This is a genomic window from Ensifer sp. Root558 (assembly GCF_001427045.1).
GTDB classification, from domain to species: domain Bacteria; phylum Pseudomonadota; class Alphaproteobacteria; order Rhizobiales; family Rhizobiaceae; genus Ensifer; species Ensifer adhaerens.
Genome location: NZ_LMGC01000023.1, coordinates 669,255 through 683,649, shown reverse-complemented (window position 1 = coordinate 683,649; position 14,395 = coordinate 669,255). Strand labels below are relative to the sequence as shown.

The 14,395-nt window shown below is 63.2% G+C and carries 14 protein-coding genes; 6 read left to right on the top strand and 8 right to left on the bottom strand.

Annotation, left to right across the window (positions count from 1 at the left end; genetic code table 11):
• Nucleotides 1–5: 5 nt before the first annotated feature.
• From ASD63_RS23105 to ASD63_RS23095, 3 genes are all read right to left on the bottom strand, one after another.
• Entirely contained in the window at nt 6–1,511 is a 1,506-nt protein-coding gene (locus ASD63_RS23105) for an inorganic phosphate transporter (RefSeq protein WP_034801417.1), read from the bottom strand.
• A gap of 136 nt (nt 1,512–1,647) precedes the next feature.
• Nucleotides 1,648–2,154 carry an NUDIX hydrolase gene (locus ASD63_RS23100; protein WP_034801419.1) on the bottom strand — a complete coding sequence of 169 codons (507 nt, stop codon included), beginning with the start codon at nt 2,152–2,154 and terminating at the stop codon, nt 1,648–1,650.
• 313 nt (nt 2,155–2,467) lie between these two features.
• Complete coding sequence (locus ASD63_RS23095; protein WP_082572963.1) at nt 2,468–3,256, bottom strand: FadR/GntR family transcriptional regulator; 789 nt, start codon at nt 3,254–3,256, stop codon at nt 2,468–2,470.
• Nucleotides 3,257–3,526: 270 nt separating this feature from the next.
• Here ASD63_RS23095 and ASD63_RS23090 point away from each other — a divergent pair, with 270 nt between their 5' ends.
• Complete coding sequence (locus ASD63_RS23090; RefSeq protein ID WP_034800929.1) at nt 3,527–4,801, top strand: DUF3422 family protein; 1,275 nt, start codon at nt 3,527–3,529, stop codon at nt 4,799–4,801.
• A 72-nt stretch (nt 4,802–4,873) separates the two neighbouring features.
• On the opposite strand, the gene ASD63_RS23085 is transcribed toward ASD63_RS23090, so the two are convergent.
• Nucleotides 4,874–5,770 (bottom strand): LysR family transcriptional regulator, encoded by an 897-nt coding sequence (locus tag ASD63_RS23085; protein WP_034800931.1) that lies wholly within the window; start codon nt 5,768–5,770, stop codon nt 4,874–4,876.
• Nucleotides 5,771–5,876: 106 nt separating this feature from the next.
• Here ASD63_RS23085 and ASD63_RS23080 point away from each other — a divergent pair, with 106 nt between their 5' ends.
• The 4 genes from ASD63_RS23080 to glcF all read left to right on the top strand — a co-directional run bounded on the left by ASD63_RS23080 (nt 5,877) and on the right by glcF (nt 10,343).
• The gene (locus ASD63_RS23080) at nt 5,877–7,316 is read left to right on the top strand and encodes an FAD-linked oxidase C-terminal domain-containing protein (protein WP_034800933.1); all 1,440 of its coding nucleotides are present in this window, start codon (nt 5,877–5,879) and stop codon (nt 7,314–7,316) included.
• Complete coding sequence (gene glcE, locus ASD63_RS23075; protein ID WP_034800935.1) at nt 7,313–8,524, top strand: glycolate oxidase subunit GlcE; 1,212 nt, start codon at nt 7,313–7,315, stop codon at nt 8,522–8,524. Before ASD63_RS23080 ends, glcE begins: the two co-directional genes overlap by 4 nt.
• A gap of 31 nt (nt 8,525–8,555) precedes the next feature.
• Nucleotides 8,556–8,936 carry a membrane protein gene (locus ASD63_RS23070; protein WP_034800937.1) on the top strand — a complete coding sequence of 127 codons (381 nt, stop codon included), beginning with the start codon at nt 8,556–8,558 and terminating at the stop codon, nt 8,934–8,936.
• Between the two features lie 111 nt (nt 8,937–9,047).
• The gene (gene glcF / locus ASD63_RS23065; protein WP_082572962.1) at nt 9,048–10,343 is read left to right on the top strand and encodes a glycolate oxidase subunit GlcF; all 1,296 of its coding nucleotides are present in this window, start codon (nt 9,048–9,050) and stop codon (nt 10,341–10,343) included.
• A gap of 66 nt (nt 10,344–10,409) precedes the next feature.
• Here the strand turns inward: glcF and ASD63_RS23060 are convergent, their stop codons facing one another.
• Nucleotides 10,410–11,105 carry a L,D-transpeptidase gene (locus ASD63_RS23060; protein WP_034800943.1) on the bottom strand — a complete coding sequence of 232 codons (696 nt, stop codon included), beginning with the start codon at nt 11,103–11,105 and terminating at the stop codon, nt 10,410–10,412.
• A gap of 191 nt (nt 11,106–11,296) precedes the next feature.
• On the bottom strand, nt 11,297–12,070 hold the full coding sequence (locus tag ASD63_RS23055) for a L,D-transpeptidase (RefSeq protein ID WP_034800946.1): 774 nt from the start codon (nt 12,068–12,070) through the stop codon (nt 11,297–11,299).
• A 256-nt stretch (nt 12,071–12,326) separates the two neighbouring features.
• Between ASD63_RS23055 and ASD63_RS23050 the strand changes: the two genes are divergently transcribed.
• Nucleotides 12,327–12,971 carry a DNA-3-methyladenine glycosylase I gene (locus tag ASD63_RS23050; RefSeq protein WP_034800948.1) on the top strand — a complete coding sequence of 215 codons (645 nt, stop codon included), beginning with the start codon at nt 12,327–12,329 and terminating at the stop codon, nt 12,969–12,971.
• A gap of 60 nt (nt 12,972–13,031) precedes the next feature.
• Here the strand turns inward: ASD63_RS23050 and ASD63_RS23045 are convergent, their stop codons facing one another.
• Nucleotides 13,032–13,418 carry a DUF305 domain-containing protein gene (locus ASD63_RS23045; RefSeq protein WP_034800951.1) on the bottom strand — a complete coding sequence of 129 codons (387 nt, stop codon included), beginning with the start codon at nt 13,416–13,418 and terminating at the stop codon, nt 13,032–13,034.
• 108 nt (nt 13,419–13,526) lie between these two features.
• Nucleotides 13,527–13,955 carry a hypothetical protein gene (locus ASD63_RS23040; RefSeq protein WP_060529850.1) on the bottom strand — a complete coding sequence of 143 codons (429 nt, stop codon included), beginning with the start codon at nt 13,953–13,955 and terminating at the stop codon, nt 13,527–13,529.
• Nucleotides 13,956–14,395 lie beyond the last annotated feature (440 nt).

Below are 14,395 nucleotides of genomic sequence, written 5' to 3'. Positions count from 1 at the left end.
GGCCTTCAGGTGAAAATGCCGGAGAGGATGAAATAAAGTACGGCCGACAGGGCGGCAGAGGCCGGGACGGTGATAACCCAGGCGCCGATAATGGTGAGGAAATGCGAGCGACGGACGAGATGCCGGCGCCGCACCTCGGCAAAGTTGGTTTCCGCCGATTCCATGAAATCCGCCTGTCCCGTTTTTTGCCGGACATATTCGAGCCGCCGCTTGGAATTGCGGATGTACCATTCGCGGAAGAAGCCGACGCCGAAGACGGCGCCGACGGCCGTGTGCGTCGAGCTGATGGGCAGGCCGAGCGCCGATGCCAGCAGCACGGTGACCGCGGTGGCCAGTGCCACACAGAAAGCGCGCATCGGATTGAGCTTGGTGATCTCCTGGCCGACGACTCGGATGAGCTTCGGGCCGTAGAGCAGCAGACCGATCGAGATGCCGAGCGCGCCGATCGCAAGTTCCCACAGGGGCGCCGGTGATTTGTCCGTCGTGATGACGCCGTCGAGCGCCGAGACGATCGCAGCCAAGGGACCGATGGCGTTGGAGACGTCGTTGGCGCCGTGAGCGAAGGAAAGCAGTGCCGCCGCTACGATCAAAGGCAGGCGGAAGAGCCGGCGCAGCGACTGGTTGCGGTTTTCGAGCCCTTCCGATTGGCTGGCGATCCAGGGCTTTGCCTGCAGATAGACCGCAAAACCGGCGACGCCGCCGGCAGCAAGACCCACGGGCATGGTGATCGCGGCCACCTGAACCAGTGCGATCACCGCGAGATAGGCCATGAAGCAGCCGGCGGTGACGCCAAGGATGACCGGCATCCATCGCCTGGCCGCGGCGATCTTGTCCTCGCGGTAGATGATGAATTCCTTGAGGAAAGCGAGGAGGGCTGCGGCGATGGCGCCGCCGAGTAGCGGCGAGACCGACCAACTGAGCGTGATGCCGGCGAGCGACCACCATTGCACGCTCGAGAAGCCGGCCGCCGCGATGCCGGCGCCGACGATGCCGCCGATGATCGAGTGCGTGGTCGAGACCGGTGCCCCGGAATAGGTGGCGATGTTGATCCAGGCCGCCGCGGAAGCGAGTGCCGACATCATGATCCAGACGATTGCCTGTGGTCCAAGCACGTCTTCGCCATAGACGATGCCCGCCTCTATCGTCAGCGCGACCTGCCGGCCGGCAAGCAGCGCCCCGGCGATCTCGAATATCGCGGCGATGGCGAGCGCCGTCGCCATCGACATCGCCTTGGCGCCGACTGCGGCGCCAACGTTGTTGGTCACGTCGTTCGCGCCGATGTTCATGGCCATGTAGCCGGCAATGGCAGCCGCCGCGATGATGATCGGCGCGCTGGCGGAGCTCGTCACGAAGCTCGCGGCGAAGGCCATGCTCAAGAGCAGGAACAGCCCGGCGAGCGCAGGTGCCGCGAGGCTGCGCTTGACATGTTGCGACGCCTCTTCGGCAAGGCTGAGCTTGTCGAGGTCTTTGTCGATCGTTTGTTTTGCGAGGCGTATGCGCGGCTGTGCCACTACCTGGAACTCCATTGTCACGACGGCCACTAAGGCCACAGCGACACGCATTCAAGTGGATTTGATGGACATCCGTATGGCGCAGGCCGGGAACCCGCGTCTGGCGGCGTCGAATGCTCTTGGAATGCTTGAAAGGCTAGCCGTTCACAGCCTTCGGCATCGGGCTCGCTGCGCTCTCCATGCGTTCACCGAAGGCAAGGATGAGATCTTTCAGCGACGGTTCGGCAACCCGCGAGGCCGCTTCCTTGTAGTCGACCCATTCGAGCTGTCGGCGCCCTTCCTCGGGGAAGTGCTTGCAGAGATCGTCGACTTCCAACGCGTGCACCTGCACCTTGACCGAAATCTTCAGCCCGTGATCCATGCGCTTCTGGTAGAGATAGTAGCCGGCGGTCGCCTTCTGCACATGCCCCTTGACGCCGGCTTCCTCGTAGGCTTCGCGCTCGGCCACTTCATGGGCGCGCTTGCCCTGCATCGGCCATCCCTTGGGAATGACCCAGCGGCCGGTATCGCGGCTGGTGATCAGGAGGATTTCGAGGGCCTTGGTCTTCTTGCGGATCCGATAGCAGAGCGCGGCATACTGCATGCGCGCCGGTCGACGCAGCATCAATTGGACATCGGATGCGAGCCTGTTCAAGAAGTTCAAGGTCGTCTGTGCTCCTCTCGGCGAATCAGTGGCTTTAATTGCTTTGCCGGCCAGTATGGCAGCGTCCTGCAGCGTGTAAATGTCGCGGGTATTCGGCAGCCGGATATGCGGTTTGCTTTCCGCAGAACTGTGGTCCGGATACGACAGGATATGGTGTTTTCGCGGCATATTTGCAAACCGACCGACAGCCATACGTTGTCGTCGGATCACGATTGGTTTCGGGGTGGAACGGTTCGAGATCGCAAGGGCGATTGATTCCGACCGGAGAGGCGGCTGCAGGGTAGAGCCGGGGGTCGGGCGCGGGCCCGATCTGTCAGTTCGCGCGGTCGCGCTGCTGCATGCGCAGGCGGGCGATGCGGTTCCATTCTCCGGTGCGTTCCGCCTCGCGGGTGGCGGCGGCGACGAAGTCGATATGGCTCTGCGAGGCGGCTTTCGCCTTCGCCGGATCCCTTGCCATGATCGCCTCGTAGATCGCTTCGTGCTGCACAAGAAGCCGGTCGCGCGCCCCCGGCGCATCGAAGACCGAATTGCGATGGAAGAATATGCCCTGCTGGAGCAGCCGGTAGCAGGCGCGCAGCGTGTGCAGGAGAATGATGTTGTGGGCGCTCTCACCGATCGCCTGATGCAGCTCGATATCGGCTTCGAGTTCGGCGTCAAAATCGCCGGCGGCGTGCGCTCTGCGCATGCGCTCGATGATCCGTGTCAGGATGTCCCGGTCGTAATCCGTCGCGCGGGTGGCGGCGAGTTCCGCTGTCAGCCCCTCAAGCTCGCGCCGGTATTCGAGGTAATCCTGGGTTGCCTTGTGATGGCGCGCAATGAGGTCGATCAGCGGCCTGGAGAAGATCTGCCCGACGACGTCGGCGACGAAGGTGCCACCGCCGTGGCGGCTTTCGACCAGGCCACGCCCTTCGAGTTCCTTCAGCGCCTCGCGCAGGATCGGCCGCGACACGTCGAAGCGCTTGGAGAGTTCCCGCTCGCCGGGCAGACGGTCGCCGTCGCGCAATACGCCTTCGAGGATCAAAAGCTCGATCTGCTGCACGACCTCGTCCGCCGTGCGGCTATGGCTGATACGGGCGAAAAGGTCGATCTGGTCTTCGGTCACGTCTGGTCTCCAGATCACGCGGATTTCGGCCGGGTTTGCCCGAAATCGCGAATGTGGTCGGTTTGCATGCGGCAAGGGCGAAAGGAGCGTCGATGCTCAGCGCCGCAATCTAGGCAGGTCGCGCAAAGTGGTCAATTTGATTGTCCACTTGGGTGCGTCCGATTGGATGCGACTGACAAAAGTCAAACTGCGGCAATGCGTCCTTTGTTCTTTTGCTCTTTCCGTTGATAAGAAAGTTGTGATGAACGCGTGAGGGGGACAAGGCGCTTCATGGCAAAGGGTAGTTTTGCATTTCCGGTGGCGCCGATGCGCGCTTTGGCCTTGGGCGAGGTTCATTCGCGCCCCTATGCGCTGGTGACCACGCCGCGGGTGATCTTTCAGCTCGCCTTCCTGACAGATGGTGGCTCGATCGTCGATCACGCCGTGCTGTCGGAGCTTTCGCGGGCCCGCGGCATCGCGCCGCCCGGCCGTGACGCCAACCATCACGCGATGCCTTGGGGGCAGGGCACGCTGCGCTGGGAGCGTCATACCGAATTCTCCACCTATTTCTGGGACGCGCCGCCGCCGGAGAAATTCGGCGGCGATGTGCCGATCCATCCGTTCGGCGACGGCTTTTCGCCGCCCGGCTCTCTGATCTCCGGCATCCGCCTCGAGATCCGGCCGGATACGCCCGAGACCCGCGAGGCCATCGGCCTCTTCGATCCGACGAGCCTCTGTTACAGCGAGACCAAGAACGGCCAGGCGGTGATCGTCACCGACTTCCGCCAGAACGGTGACGGCCTGACGCAGATCCTGGTGATCGATCGCGGCATGACGGAAGCCGGTACCGGCGCACTCGTCCAGCGCTTGCTCGATATCGAAACCTACCGGACGCTGGCGATGATGGGCCTGCCGCTTGCGCAGTCGCTGTCGCCGGAAATCCGCCGGACGGAGGACGGGTTGACGGCGGTGACCCAGCGCATGAAGGAAAACGTGCGCGAGGAGGCCGACGACATGTTGGCCGAGATCACTCGGCTCGCGGCCGATCTCGAGGCCGGTGCCGCGCTCAGCCTCTATCGCTTCGGCGCCAGCCGCGCCTATTACGGCATCGTCCAGGAGCGCATCCGCACGCTCGCCGAAACGCCGGTGCCAGGCTACGAGACCATCGGCACCTTCCTCGAACGACGTTTGGCGCCGGCCATGCGCACCTGCCAGTCGGTCGAGGAGCGCCAGGCGAACCTGTCGCGCAAGCTCGCCCGCGCCACGGCGCTGCTTCGAAGCTGGGTCGACGTCGAGCTTGAACGGCAGAACAGCGCGCTTTTGAACTCGATGGACCGGCGCGCCAGGTTGCAGTTGCGCCTGCAGCAGACCGTCGAAGGCCTGTCGGTCGCCGCCATCTCCTATTACGTGGTCGGGCTGTTCGGCTATCTCGCCAAGGCGGTCAGCCACGAGCTGCCGATCGATCCCGGTCTCTTGACCGGGCTTGCCGTGCCCTTCGCCGTTGCCGGGGTCTGGCTGATCGTGCGCCGCATTCGCCGCCACCACGAGGACAGCGAGCATAAGTAAGCAATTCCAGCAAAAGTGTGCAGCGGTTTTGCGTCCGGAATTGCGGAAAACAAAGATGCCAGGCCGGTTCGCCTACTGCTCCCAATAGGGGATCGGTCCGTAGAGTTCGGCGAGATAGTCGATGAAGAGGCGCACCTTGGCCGGGAGGAACTGGCGGCTTGGGTAGACGGCCGAAAGCGTCAGCTGCTTCGAACCTTCCCATTGCGGTAGCACCTGCACCAGCTGGCCGCTGCGCAATTCCGGGCCGATATCCCAGGTGGAGCGCAGTGCAACGCCGGCGCCGGCGATGACGGCAGCGCGCACAATCTCCGAGGAGTTGGTGACGAGCGGCCCTTCCGGGTGCCAGACCAGCGCGCCCTCCGGCCCTTCGAGCTTCCAATTGTCGTTGTTATGCGCCGGCAGGCAGAGGTGGTTGGCGAGGTCGCCGATCTCTTTCGGTGCGCCGTTGCGGGCGATGTAGTCCGGCGAGGCGCAGAGCAGCCGGCGGACGGGGGCAAGCTTACGGGCGACGAGCGACGAATCCACCAGTTCGCCGATCCGAACCGCCATGTCGAAGCCTTCCGCGACGATGTCGGTGAATTCGTCCGTCAGCACGATGTGCAGTTTCAGATCCGGATGGTCCTTCATGAACTTGGTCAGATGCGGCGCGATGTGCATGCGGCCGAAGGAGGTGGGTGCCGATATCCGCAGCACCCCGAGCGCATGCGACGAGCGGCCCGACGCATAGGCTTCCGCCTCCTCGATGCCGGTCAGAATGCCGAGCACCCGGTCGTAGAAGCCCTGGCCGGCTTCCGTCAGCGAAATCTGGCGCGTCGTGCGTTGAAGGAGGCGCGTGCCGAGCCGGTCTTCGAGTCTCTTGATGCGCTTGGAGATCACAGCTGGGGAAAACCCCAGCGCCCGCCCCGCTGCCGACATACTGCCGGTGGAAACGACCCGTGCAAAAATCTCAAGATCGCCTAAATTCGTCATCAATCGTTGCCATTATTTCCAAAACGGAAAAGCTCAATAGCATTTGCGAGGCCTCTGTCCTAGTGGTAAAGAAAATGAACCAATCGATATGCGGCGGGAGGAGCTGATGGCGGAGACAATCGGTTTTCTGCAGCCGAAACCAGAGGTTATCGCCCGGCGCCGCGAGATTATCGCCGACCTCTCGGACCTGCTGCCCGAGGGCTGTCTGATCAGCGACGAGCGCGGACTGAAGCCGTTCGAGACCGATGCCTTCATCGCCTATCGCCGCATGCCCCTGGCGGTCGCCTTGCCGGAAACCACCGAACAGGTGGCCGCGCTCCTGAAATACTGCAGCCGCTACGGCGTTCCCGTCGTGCCGCGCGGGGCCGGTACCTCGCTTTCGGGCGGTGCCATCCCACAAGAGGATGCGGTCGTCATCGGCCTCTCGAAGATGTCGCGCATCCTCGATGTCGACCTTTTCAATCGCACCGCCACCGTTCAGGCGGGCGTTACCAACCTCAACATCTCCGAGGCGGTTTCCGCCGATGGCTTCTTTTATGCACCCGACCCGAGCTCGCAGCTCGCCTGCACGATCGGCGGCAACATCGGCATGAATTCCGGCGGTGCTCATTGCCTGAAATACGGCGTCACCACCAACAATCTGTTCGGCGTGAAGATGGTGCTGTTCGATGGCACCGTCGTCGATCTCGGCGGCAAGGCGCTGGATGCGGCGGGCTATGATCTGCTCGGCCTCGTCTGCGGCTCGGAAGGCCAGCTCGGTATCGTCACCGAGGCGACGGTGCGGTTGATCGCCAAACCGGAGGGAGCCCGCCCGGTGCTCTTCGGCTTTGCCTCCTCGGAGGCGGCCGGCGCCTGCGTCGCTGATGTCATCGGTTCCGGCATCATTCCCGTCGCGATCGAGTTCATGGACAAGCCGGCGATCGAGATCTGCGAAGCCTTCGCCCACGCCGGCTACCCGCTCGATGTCGAAGCGCTACTGATCGTCGAGGTCGAAGGCTCCGAGCCGGAGATGGATGCGATGCTCGCGAGCATCGTTGCGGTCGCGCGCCGTCACGGGGTCGCGACCATCAAGGAATGCCAGTCGGCCATGGAAGCGGCCGCGATCTGGAAAGGCCGGAAATCCGCCTTCGGCGCCACCGGCCGCATCGCCGACTATATCTGCATGGACGGCACCGTGCCGCTCAGCCAACTCTCCCATGTGCTTGCCCGCACCGGTGAGATCGTCGCGAGCTACGGCCTGCGCGTCGCCAATGTCTTCCACGCCGGCGACGGCAACATGCATCCGCTGATCCTCTACAACATCAACGACCCGGAGGATGCTGCGCGCGCCGAGGCTGCCGGGAACGATATCCTGAAGCTCTGCGTCGACGCGGGTGGCTGCCTCACCGGCGAGCATGGCGTCGGCATCGAAAAACGGGATCTCATGCTGCATCAGTACAACCAGATCGACCTCGACCAGCAGATGGCGGCGCGAGCTGCCTTCGATCCGCAATGGATCCTGAACCCGTCCAAGGTCTTCCCTCTTAAAGGGCGTCCCGCCGCATGATCGTGCATTTCGAACCGGCCAGCGAAGAGGGGATTGCGACCGTCGTTCGCGCCATGGCGGCGGACAAGGCGTCGCTCGCAGTGATCGGCGGCAACACGCGCTCCGGCCTCGGCAATCCTGTGCGCGCCGATCGGGTGCTGTCGACCCGCCGCCTTTCCGGCATCGTCAGCTACAATCCGGCCGAAATGACGATCACTGCGCTTGCGGGAACGCCACTGCGCGAGATCGGCGAGGCATTGGCCGAAAACCGGCAAATGCTCGCCTTCGAGCCGATGGATCACCGGCCGATCTTCGCCTCCTCGGGTGAGCCGACGATCGGCGGGGTCTTTGCCGCCAACGTATCCGGCCCCAGGCGCTATGTCGCCGGTGCCGCCCGCGACAGCCTGCTCGGTGTGCGTTTCGTCAACGGCGAGGGCGAGGCGATCAAGGCCGGCGGGCGTGTGATGAAGAACGTCACCGGTCTCGATCTGGTCAAGCTTTTGGCTGGCTCGCATGGCACGCTCGGCATCCTCACCGAAGTCACCTTCCGCGTCCTGCCGCTGCCGCCGGCGTCGGAGACCATCGTCGTCTCCGGGCTCAACGATGCCGAGGCGGCGGCGGTCATGGCCGAGGCAATGGCGCAGACAACTGAGGTTTCCGGCGCGGCGCATCTGCCCGAGAGCGTGCGCGGACGGTTCCTGGATGGCAACCTTCCGGATGGTGCAGTCACCGTGCTCAGGCTCGAAGGGCTGGAGGCATCCGTTGCGATCAGGGCTGAAAAGCTGACAAAGGCAGTCGGCCGCTTCGGCGCGGTGACGCGGCTTGATGCATCGCAAACAGCAAGGCTTTGGACGGAGATCCGCGACGTCAAACCCTATGCCGACGGTACCAGGAAGCCGCTCTGGCGCGCGTCCGTCGCCCCGTCGCTTGGCCATCAACTGGTAGCAGCACTGCGGCTGCAGACCGGCGTCGACGCTTTCTACGACTGGCAGGGCGGTCTCGTATGGTTGCGCATGGAGGCCGATCCCGAGGCGGAACTGGTGCGCCGTTACATCAAGGTTCTCGGCGGCGGCCACGCGACCCTCGTCAGGGCCGATGACAGCTACCGTCAGGCCGTTTCATCGTTTGAACCGCAACCCTTGCCCGTGGCACAGTTGAGCGAGCGCGTGCGCGCGAAGTTCGACCCGCACCGGATCTTCAATCCCGGCCGCATGGCCGCGATTTCCTGAGCGCATTCGCAAGGGAACAGGAGAGACAAGCATGAGCGATAAGGGTCCGCAGACACCGTTCTCCCGGGAGACCGATCGCTGGCTGGAGCCGGGCAAGATCAACGTGCAGGTGATCTATGTCCTTTATCTCGTCGGGTTTGCGGTGGGCATCACGCCGATCATCGGCGTCGTCATGGCCTATCTCAATCGTGGCAAGGGCGCGCCGTGGGTCCAGACGCACTATGTCTGGGCGATCCGGACCTTCTGGATATCGCTGCTGTTCCTGTTGATCTCGCTGTTGCTGACGGTGGTGCTTGTCGGCATCCTCGGCTTCATCGCCACCGCTGTCTGGATCGTCGTGCGCTGCGTCGTCGGCCTGCAAAGGGCCGCGCGCGAAGAGCCGATCACCAATCCCGAGGGCTGGATGGTTTAGGCCGGTATGCAACCGGAGACCGGCAAGGTCGAAGGAAGCTGAAAACAGAATGTTGCAATCGACCGCGGCGCGAAGCGCCCGGTTCCGCAGGACGAAGAGTGGAGTTCGCACTTGCAGACCAATTTTACCGCCGCGCAGCTCGCCGATCCGCACGTGGCCGAATCCGAGGCCATTCTGCGCAAGTGCGTGCATTGCGGCTTCTGCACCGCGACCTGTCCGACCTATGTTACGCTCGGCGACGAGCTCGATAGCCCGCGTGGGCGTATCTATCTCATCAAGGACATGCTGGAGAACGGCCGGGCGGCCGACAAGGAAACGGTCACCCATATCGACCGCTGTCTGTCGTGCCTCGCCTGCACCACTACCTGTCCCTCCGGCGTCGACTACATGCATCTCGTCGACCATGCCCGCGTGCATATCGAAAACACCTATCGCCGCCCGTTCAAGGACCGGCTGGCGCGTTCCGTGCTCGCAGCGGTGCTGCCCTATCCGCAGCGCTTCCGCCTGTCGCTGAAGGCAGCCGGCCTTGCCCGGCCGCTCGCCGGATTGATGAAGCGCGTCGCCTTCCTGAAAACTCTTGGCGTGATGCTCGATCTGGCGCCCGCCGTCGTGGCGGAGCCCTCGGCTTCGGCCACACCCGGCGTTCATGCGCCCAAGGACAAGCGTGTCGGCCGCGTTGCGCTGCTCAGCGGCTGCGCCCAGCCCGTGCTGAAGCCGGAGATCAACGAGGCGACGATCCGGCTTCTGACGCGATTTGGTGTGGAGGTGGTCGTTTCGGCCGGCGAGGGCTGCTGTGGCGCGCTGGTGCATCACATGGGCCGCGAGAACCAGGCGCTCGAAGCCGCGCGCCGCAACGTCGATGCGTGGCTCAAGGTTGCCGACGAAGGTGGACTCGACGCCATCGTCATCACCGCTTCGGGTTGCGGAACGACGATCAAGGACTACGGCCACATGCTCAGGCTCGATCCCGCCTATGCGGAAAAGGCCGCACGGGTCTCGGCGCTGGCCAAGGACATCACCGAGTATCTGGCGACCCTCGACCTGCCGGAACAGGAGGCGCGCGGCATGACGCTCGCTTACCATTCCGCCTGTTCGATGCAGCACGGCCAAAAGATCACGCTTGCGCCGAAGCAGCTTCTGAAGCGCGCCGGCTTCGTCGTGCGCGATCCGGCCGAGGGCCATCTCTGCTGCGGTTCGGCCGGTACCTACAACATCCTGCAGCCGGAAATCTCGGCCAAGCTGAAGGCGCGCAAGGTGAAGAACATCGAGGCGACGAAGCCGGATGCGATCGCGACCGGCAACATCGGCTGCATCACCCAGATCGCCAGCGGCACCAAAATCCCCATCCTGCATACGGTCGAATTGCTCGACTGGGCCTATGGCGGGGCAAAGCCTGAGGGGCTCTGAGGCAAAGCAAAAGGCCGGCCACCTTTCGGGAGCCGGCCTTTTTGGTGGGTGGAAGTTTCGGCGTCCTCAGCCGCCAAAGATCTGGCGGAAGATGTCGACGCCGCGATCGTCGAAATAGGTGTCGCCGGCCTTGCTGCCGGGGCCGATGACGATGACCTTCGTGCCGACGTCGGCGCGGTCGTAGAGATGCTCCACGTCCTCGTTCATCATGCGGATGCAGCCGGAAGACATGTTCTGGCCGATGGTCCAGGGCTGGTTGGTGCCGTGGATACGGAAGATCGTGTCGCGGCCGCCCTTGTAGAGATACATGGCGCGGGCGCCGAGCGGGTTGTCGATGCCGCCTTCCTGGGTGATCGGCAGGATGCGGCCCTTGGCGGCCTCGCGGCGGCGCATTTCGGCCGGCGGCGTCCAGGTCGGCCATTCGGCCTTGCGGCCAACCTTCACGACACCCGACCAGCCGAAGCCGTCCCGGCCGACGCCGATGCCGTAGCGCGTCGCGCGGTTCGGGCCGTCGATGTAGTAGAGAAACTTGTTGTTGGTATCGACGATGATCGTGCCGGGGGCTTCGTCGGTGCGGAAGCGAACCTTGGTGCGCCAGTATTGTTTTGCCGGCTTCTTCGGAGTGGCCACGAGTACAATGTCTGACGACTGGATCTTGGGGCCTGCTACGGGCGCCGGCGTGAAAGCCGAGGCGCTGGCGGCCACAAGAATAGTGCTGGTCGCAATCGCGATTGCGACCACTTTGCTGGCATGACGCTTCATTTACGATTCCCTCTAAACCCTCGTTGCAGGCAGGCTATGCAAAACGCATCGAAGTTCAAGCCCGCGATACATCCGGTAGATCAAACGTGATCACAAAACTTGCCTGTCCTTACGCTGCTGTTGCCTGAAAATCACGCATAGGCAACAGCAACACGGGTGAGGAGAGGGGAATATTCTATGCAGTGCTGCAATTAGATGACGATAACCTTCGTGCCCACTTTCACGCGCTCGTAAAGATCGACAACGTCTTCGTTGCGCATGCGGATGCAGCCGGAGGAAACGGCATAGCCGATCGTCCAGGGCGCGTTGGTGCCGTGGATGCGGTAGAGCGTCGAGCCGAGATACATGGCGCGTGCGCCGAGCGGATTTTCCGGGCCGCCGTCCATGCGCGCCGGCAGGTAATGGCCCTTGGCCGCCTCGCGGGTGATCATCTCCTGCGGCGGCGTCCAGCTCGGCCATTCCGCCTTGCGGGTGACCTTGTGGGCGCCGGCCCATTCGAAGCCCGGCTTGCCGACACCGACGCCATAGCGCCGTGCCTCACCGTTGCCGGTCACCAGATAGAGGAAGCGGTTGTTGGTATCGATGACGATCGTGCCCGGCTTTTCCTTGCTCTCATAGGCGACCGTCTGCGGCAGGTACTGCGGGTCGAATTTCGATTTCACCGGCCGCTGGGCGCGCATGGCATTGGCCGGCTGGATCAGCGGATTGACGGCGCGGCGCTTGACCTGAGGTTTCGCGACCTGTCCCTGCTGATAGAACTGTTTTCGGGTGGCCTGCGGAATCTGCTGCCGGTAGATAACCTGCCGCGTGCGCGCCTGCTGTCCGCCGAGCTGCATCACCCAGGGGGCGGTGAGGTCGGGACTGACGACGACGGGCGGCCTGTTCTGATACCGGTCCTGTGCTCCGGCCGGGCCAGCCACGAGGGTCAGAAGAGAGGCGGCTATAAGAAGAGACTTTTTCAACATCGGACGGACTCGCTACCTTTCGCCGAAAATCACTGAAGGGGGCGCAGTCTGCCGGTGAGCGGAATGCTCGAACGGACGGGTTGCGCCTTGGCAATGGGGGCAATCGTGTCATTTGGAGGGCGACCGAATGGTAAACGGTGCCTCGTTAAAAGCCGATGGCGCCGATAAAGCTTTGGGTAGGGTTATCCGCTGCTTTAGGAATCTGGTTTGCAAATGGTAAAGGCAGGAAAATGAGCAGGATGGAGCAAAGAGGGCGATGACGGCCAAGGGCATTGTGATCGGTGAGGACGGATTTTTGCGTTGCGCCTGGCAGGGCAATCTCGACGATTATCGTCGCTACCATGACGAGGAATGGGGGCGCCCGGTCACCGACGACCGCCGGCTTTTCGAGAAGATCTGCCTGGAAGGTTTCCAGTCCGGCCTGTCCTGGCTGACGATCCTGCGCAAGCGCGAGGCGTTTCGCGCCGCCTTCGCCGGTTTCGATTTCGACGCGGTCGCAAAGTTCGGCGACGCGGAAATCGGGCGTTGCCTTGCCGATACAGGCATCGTGCGTCATCGCGGCAAGATCGTCTCGACGATCAACAACGCGCGCCGCGCCCAGGAACTGAGGCAAGAGTTCGGTTCGCTGGCGGCCTATTTCTGGTCCTATGAGCCGCAGGCAGCCGAGCGTCCGCAGGTGGTGACCTATGAAGCGATCGTCGCCAATCCGACGACCCCGACCTCGACCCGCATTTCCAAGGATTTGAAGAAGCGCGGCTGGACCTTCGTCGGCCCGACGACGATCTACGCCTTCATGCAGGCCATGGGCCTCGTCAACGATCACATCGAAGGCTGCCACTGCCGCACGGTCGTCGAGGAGTTGCGTGGCAAGCTTGCAAGGCCCCAGGCCCGCGTCGCCTGATGAGTGCGCCCGTCGTCTGCCTGACGACGGGTGTTTGCCGGTGGCGTTGGGACTGCGGGTTCAGCCGCCGTTCTTGGCGAGCCACGCCTTCATCGTCCTGATCTCGCCTTCCTGCGCCTTGATGACCTCTTCGGCCAGCTTGCGCAGCGTTTCGTCCTTACCGTATTCGAGCTCCACCTTCGCCATGTCGATCGCGCCCTGATGGTGGGCGATCATGCCGCGCACGAAGTCGATGTCCGCCTTGCCGGTGTAGGTGATGTCCATGTCCTTGTGCATGCGGGCATTGGCTTCGGCGAAGGCTTTGCTCGAAGGCGAATTGTCGCCCTTCGGCATCGCGGTTTCGGTCGCTCCATGGTGCATGCTGCCGTGTCCGGACTCCTCTGCCAACGCAGGAAAGCCGAGGCAGGCGGAAAGCGCGAGGGCGGCGATCAGCGGTTTCAGCGACATGGTGTTTCCTTCCTTATCTGATGTCTCGTGCCAAGAGGCCGGCCGTGGCCGGCTCCTTGGCACTCCATCAATCTAGGGAAGGGCTGGCTGCGGATTCAACCCGTCCGTTCAGGCGTCAAGCGCAGGACGCTCGCGCGGAAAGGCGAAAATGCCCTGCAGCATGTTTTCGCCGGTGGACGCGTCGAGCGACGACCGGCCGACGCAGAAAAGCTGTGCCGCCTTCAAACTTGGCAAGCGCACGAGCGCCGTGAAGCAGAACGAAGACGGCGACGCGGTTGCCTGCTCGAGGATGTTGAGCACTGTCACGCGATCCCGGCTGTCATAGGCACGCACCAGATCGACGATGCCGCAGGAGCGGTTGGAAGCGCCAAGCAGGGCGGCGGTTCGCTCGCCCAGATGAAAGACGCCGCTGGCCAGATCGCAGCGCCATGTCTCCACGAAATAGTCGCTTTCATCGAGGTGGTCCATCCAGGCCGAATGCGCCTCGAGGTGCCCGGGTTGGATGGCTCCCGAGCCAGGTGTCATGAACCTCAACATGATGCCCTTCTTCTCGCCGCGCGGACGTGATGTCTCGTTACCGGAGACCGCCACTGCCGCAAGGCGCTTCGATGCGTTGTTTGCCATTGAAGTGTTTTCCCGATGCAGTCATTGCATCGAAAACTCGTTTGTAGGTACTCGGCCCTTGGCCGCGAAGATAGACGATCATCGGTGCAGCCGGAACGTCGTCGATCGGTCAGGCGATAAACTTTTAGTGATTGCATATCGTCTAATGCGCCTTGTGGTTGAGGTCAAGTCCTCCCCGACGCGTCGCGATGGTGCGTGTCGATCCCGATGACGCGAAGCTCACCCGTGCTAGGCTTTGACGCAAAGCGCCGGCGCATGGCCCGGGCGAACGCTTTGCGCGGTGCAAACCCTTGCCGCCCCCCACTTGATCCGATAGGGAAAGCAGCCAACAAGAGACAGTCCGGAATGCTCCC

Coding starts and splice junctions, on each gene's coding strand:
- ASD63_RS23090 (WP_034800929.1), top strand. CDS start 3,527: ATGGCAAAGGGTAGTTTTGCATTTCCGGTGGCGCCGATGCGCGCTTTG.
- ASD63_RS23085 (WP_034800931.1), bottom strand. CDS start 5,770: ATGACGAATTTAGGCGATCTTGAGATTTTTGCACGGGTCGTTTCCACC.
- ASD63_RS23080 (WP_034800933.1), top strand. CDS start 5,877: ATGGCGGAGACAATCGGTTTTCTGCAGCCGAAACCAGAGGTTATCGCC.
- glcE (WP_034800935.1), top strand. CDS start 7,313: ATGATCGTGCATTTCGAACCGGCCAGCGAAGAGGGGATTGCGACCGTC.
- ASD63_RS23070 (WP_034800937.1), top strand. CDS start 8,556: ATGAGCGATAAGGGTCCGCAGACACCGTTCTCCCGGGAGACCGATCGC.
- ASD63_RS23060 (WP_034800943.1), bottom strand. CDS start 11,105: ATGAAGCGTCATGCCAGCAAAGTGGTCGCAATCGCGATTGCGACCAGC.
- ASD63_RS23055 (WP_034800946.1), bottom strand. CDS start 12,070: ATGTTGAAAAAGTCTCTTCTTATAGCCGCCTCTCTTCTGACCCTCGTG.
- ASD63_RS23050 (WP_034800948.1), top strand. CDS start 12,327: ATGACGGCCAAGGGCATTGTGATCGGTGAGGACGGATTTTTGCGTTGC.
- ASD63_RS23045 (WP_034800951.1), bottom strand. CDS start 13,418: ATGTCGCTGAAACCGCTGATCGCCGCCCTCGCGCTTTCCGCCTGCCTC.
- ASD63_RS23040 (WP_060529850.1), bottom strand. CDS start 13,955: ATGTTGAGGTTCATGACACCTGGCTCGGGAGCCATCCAACCCGGGCAC.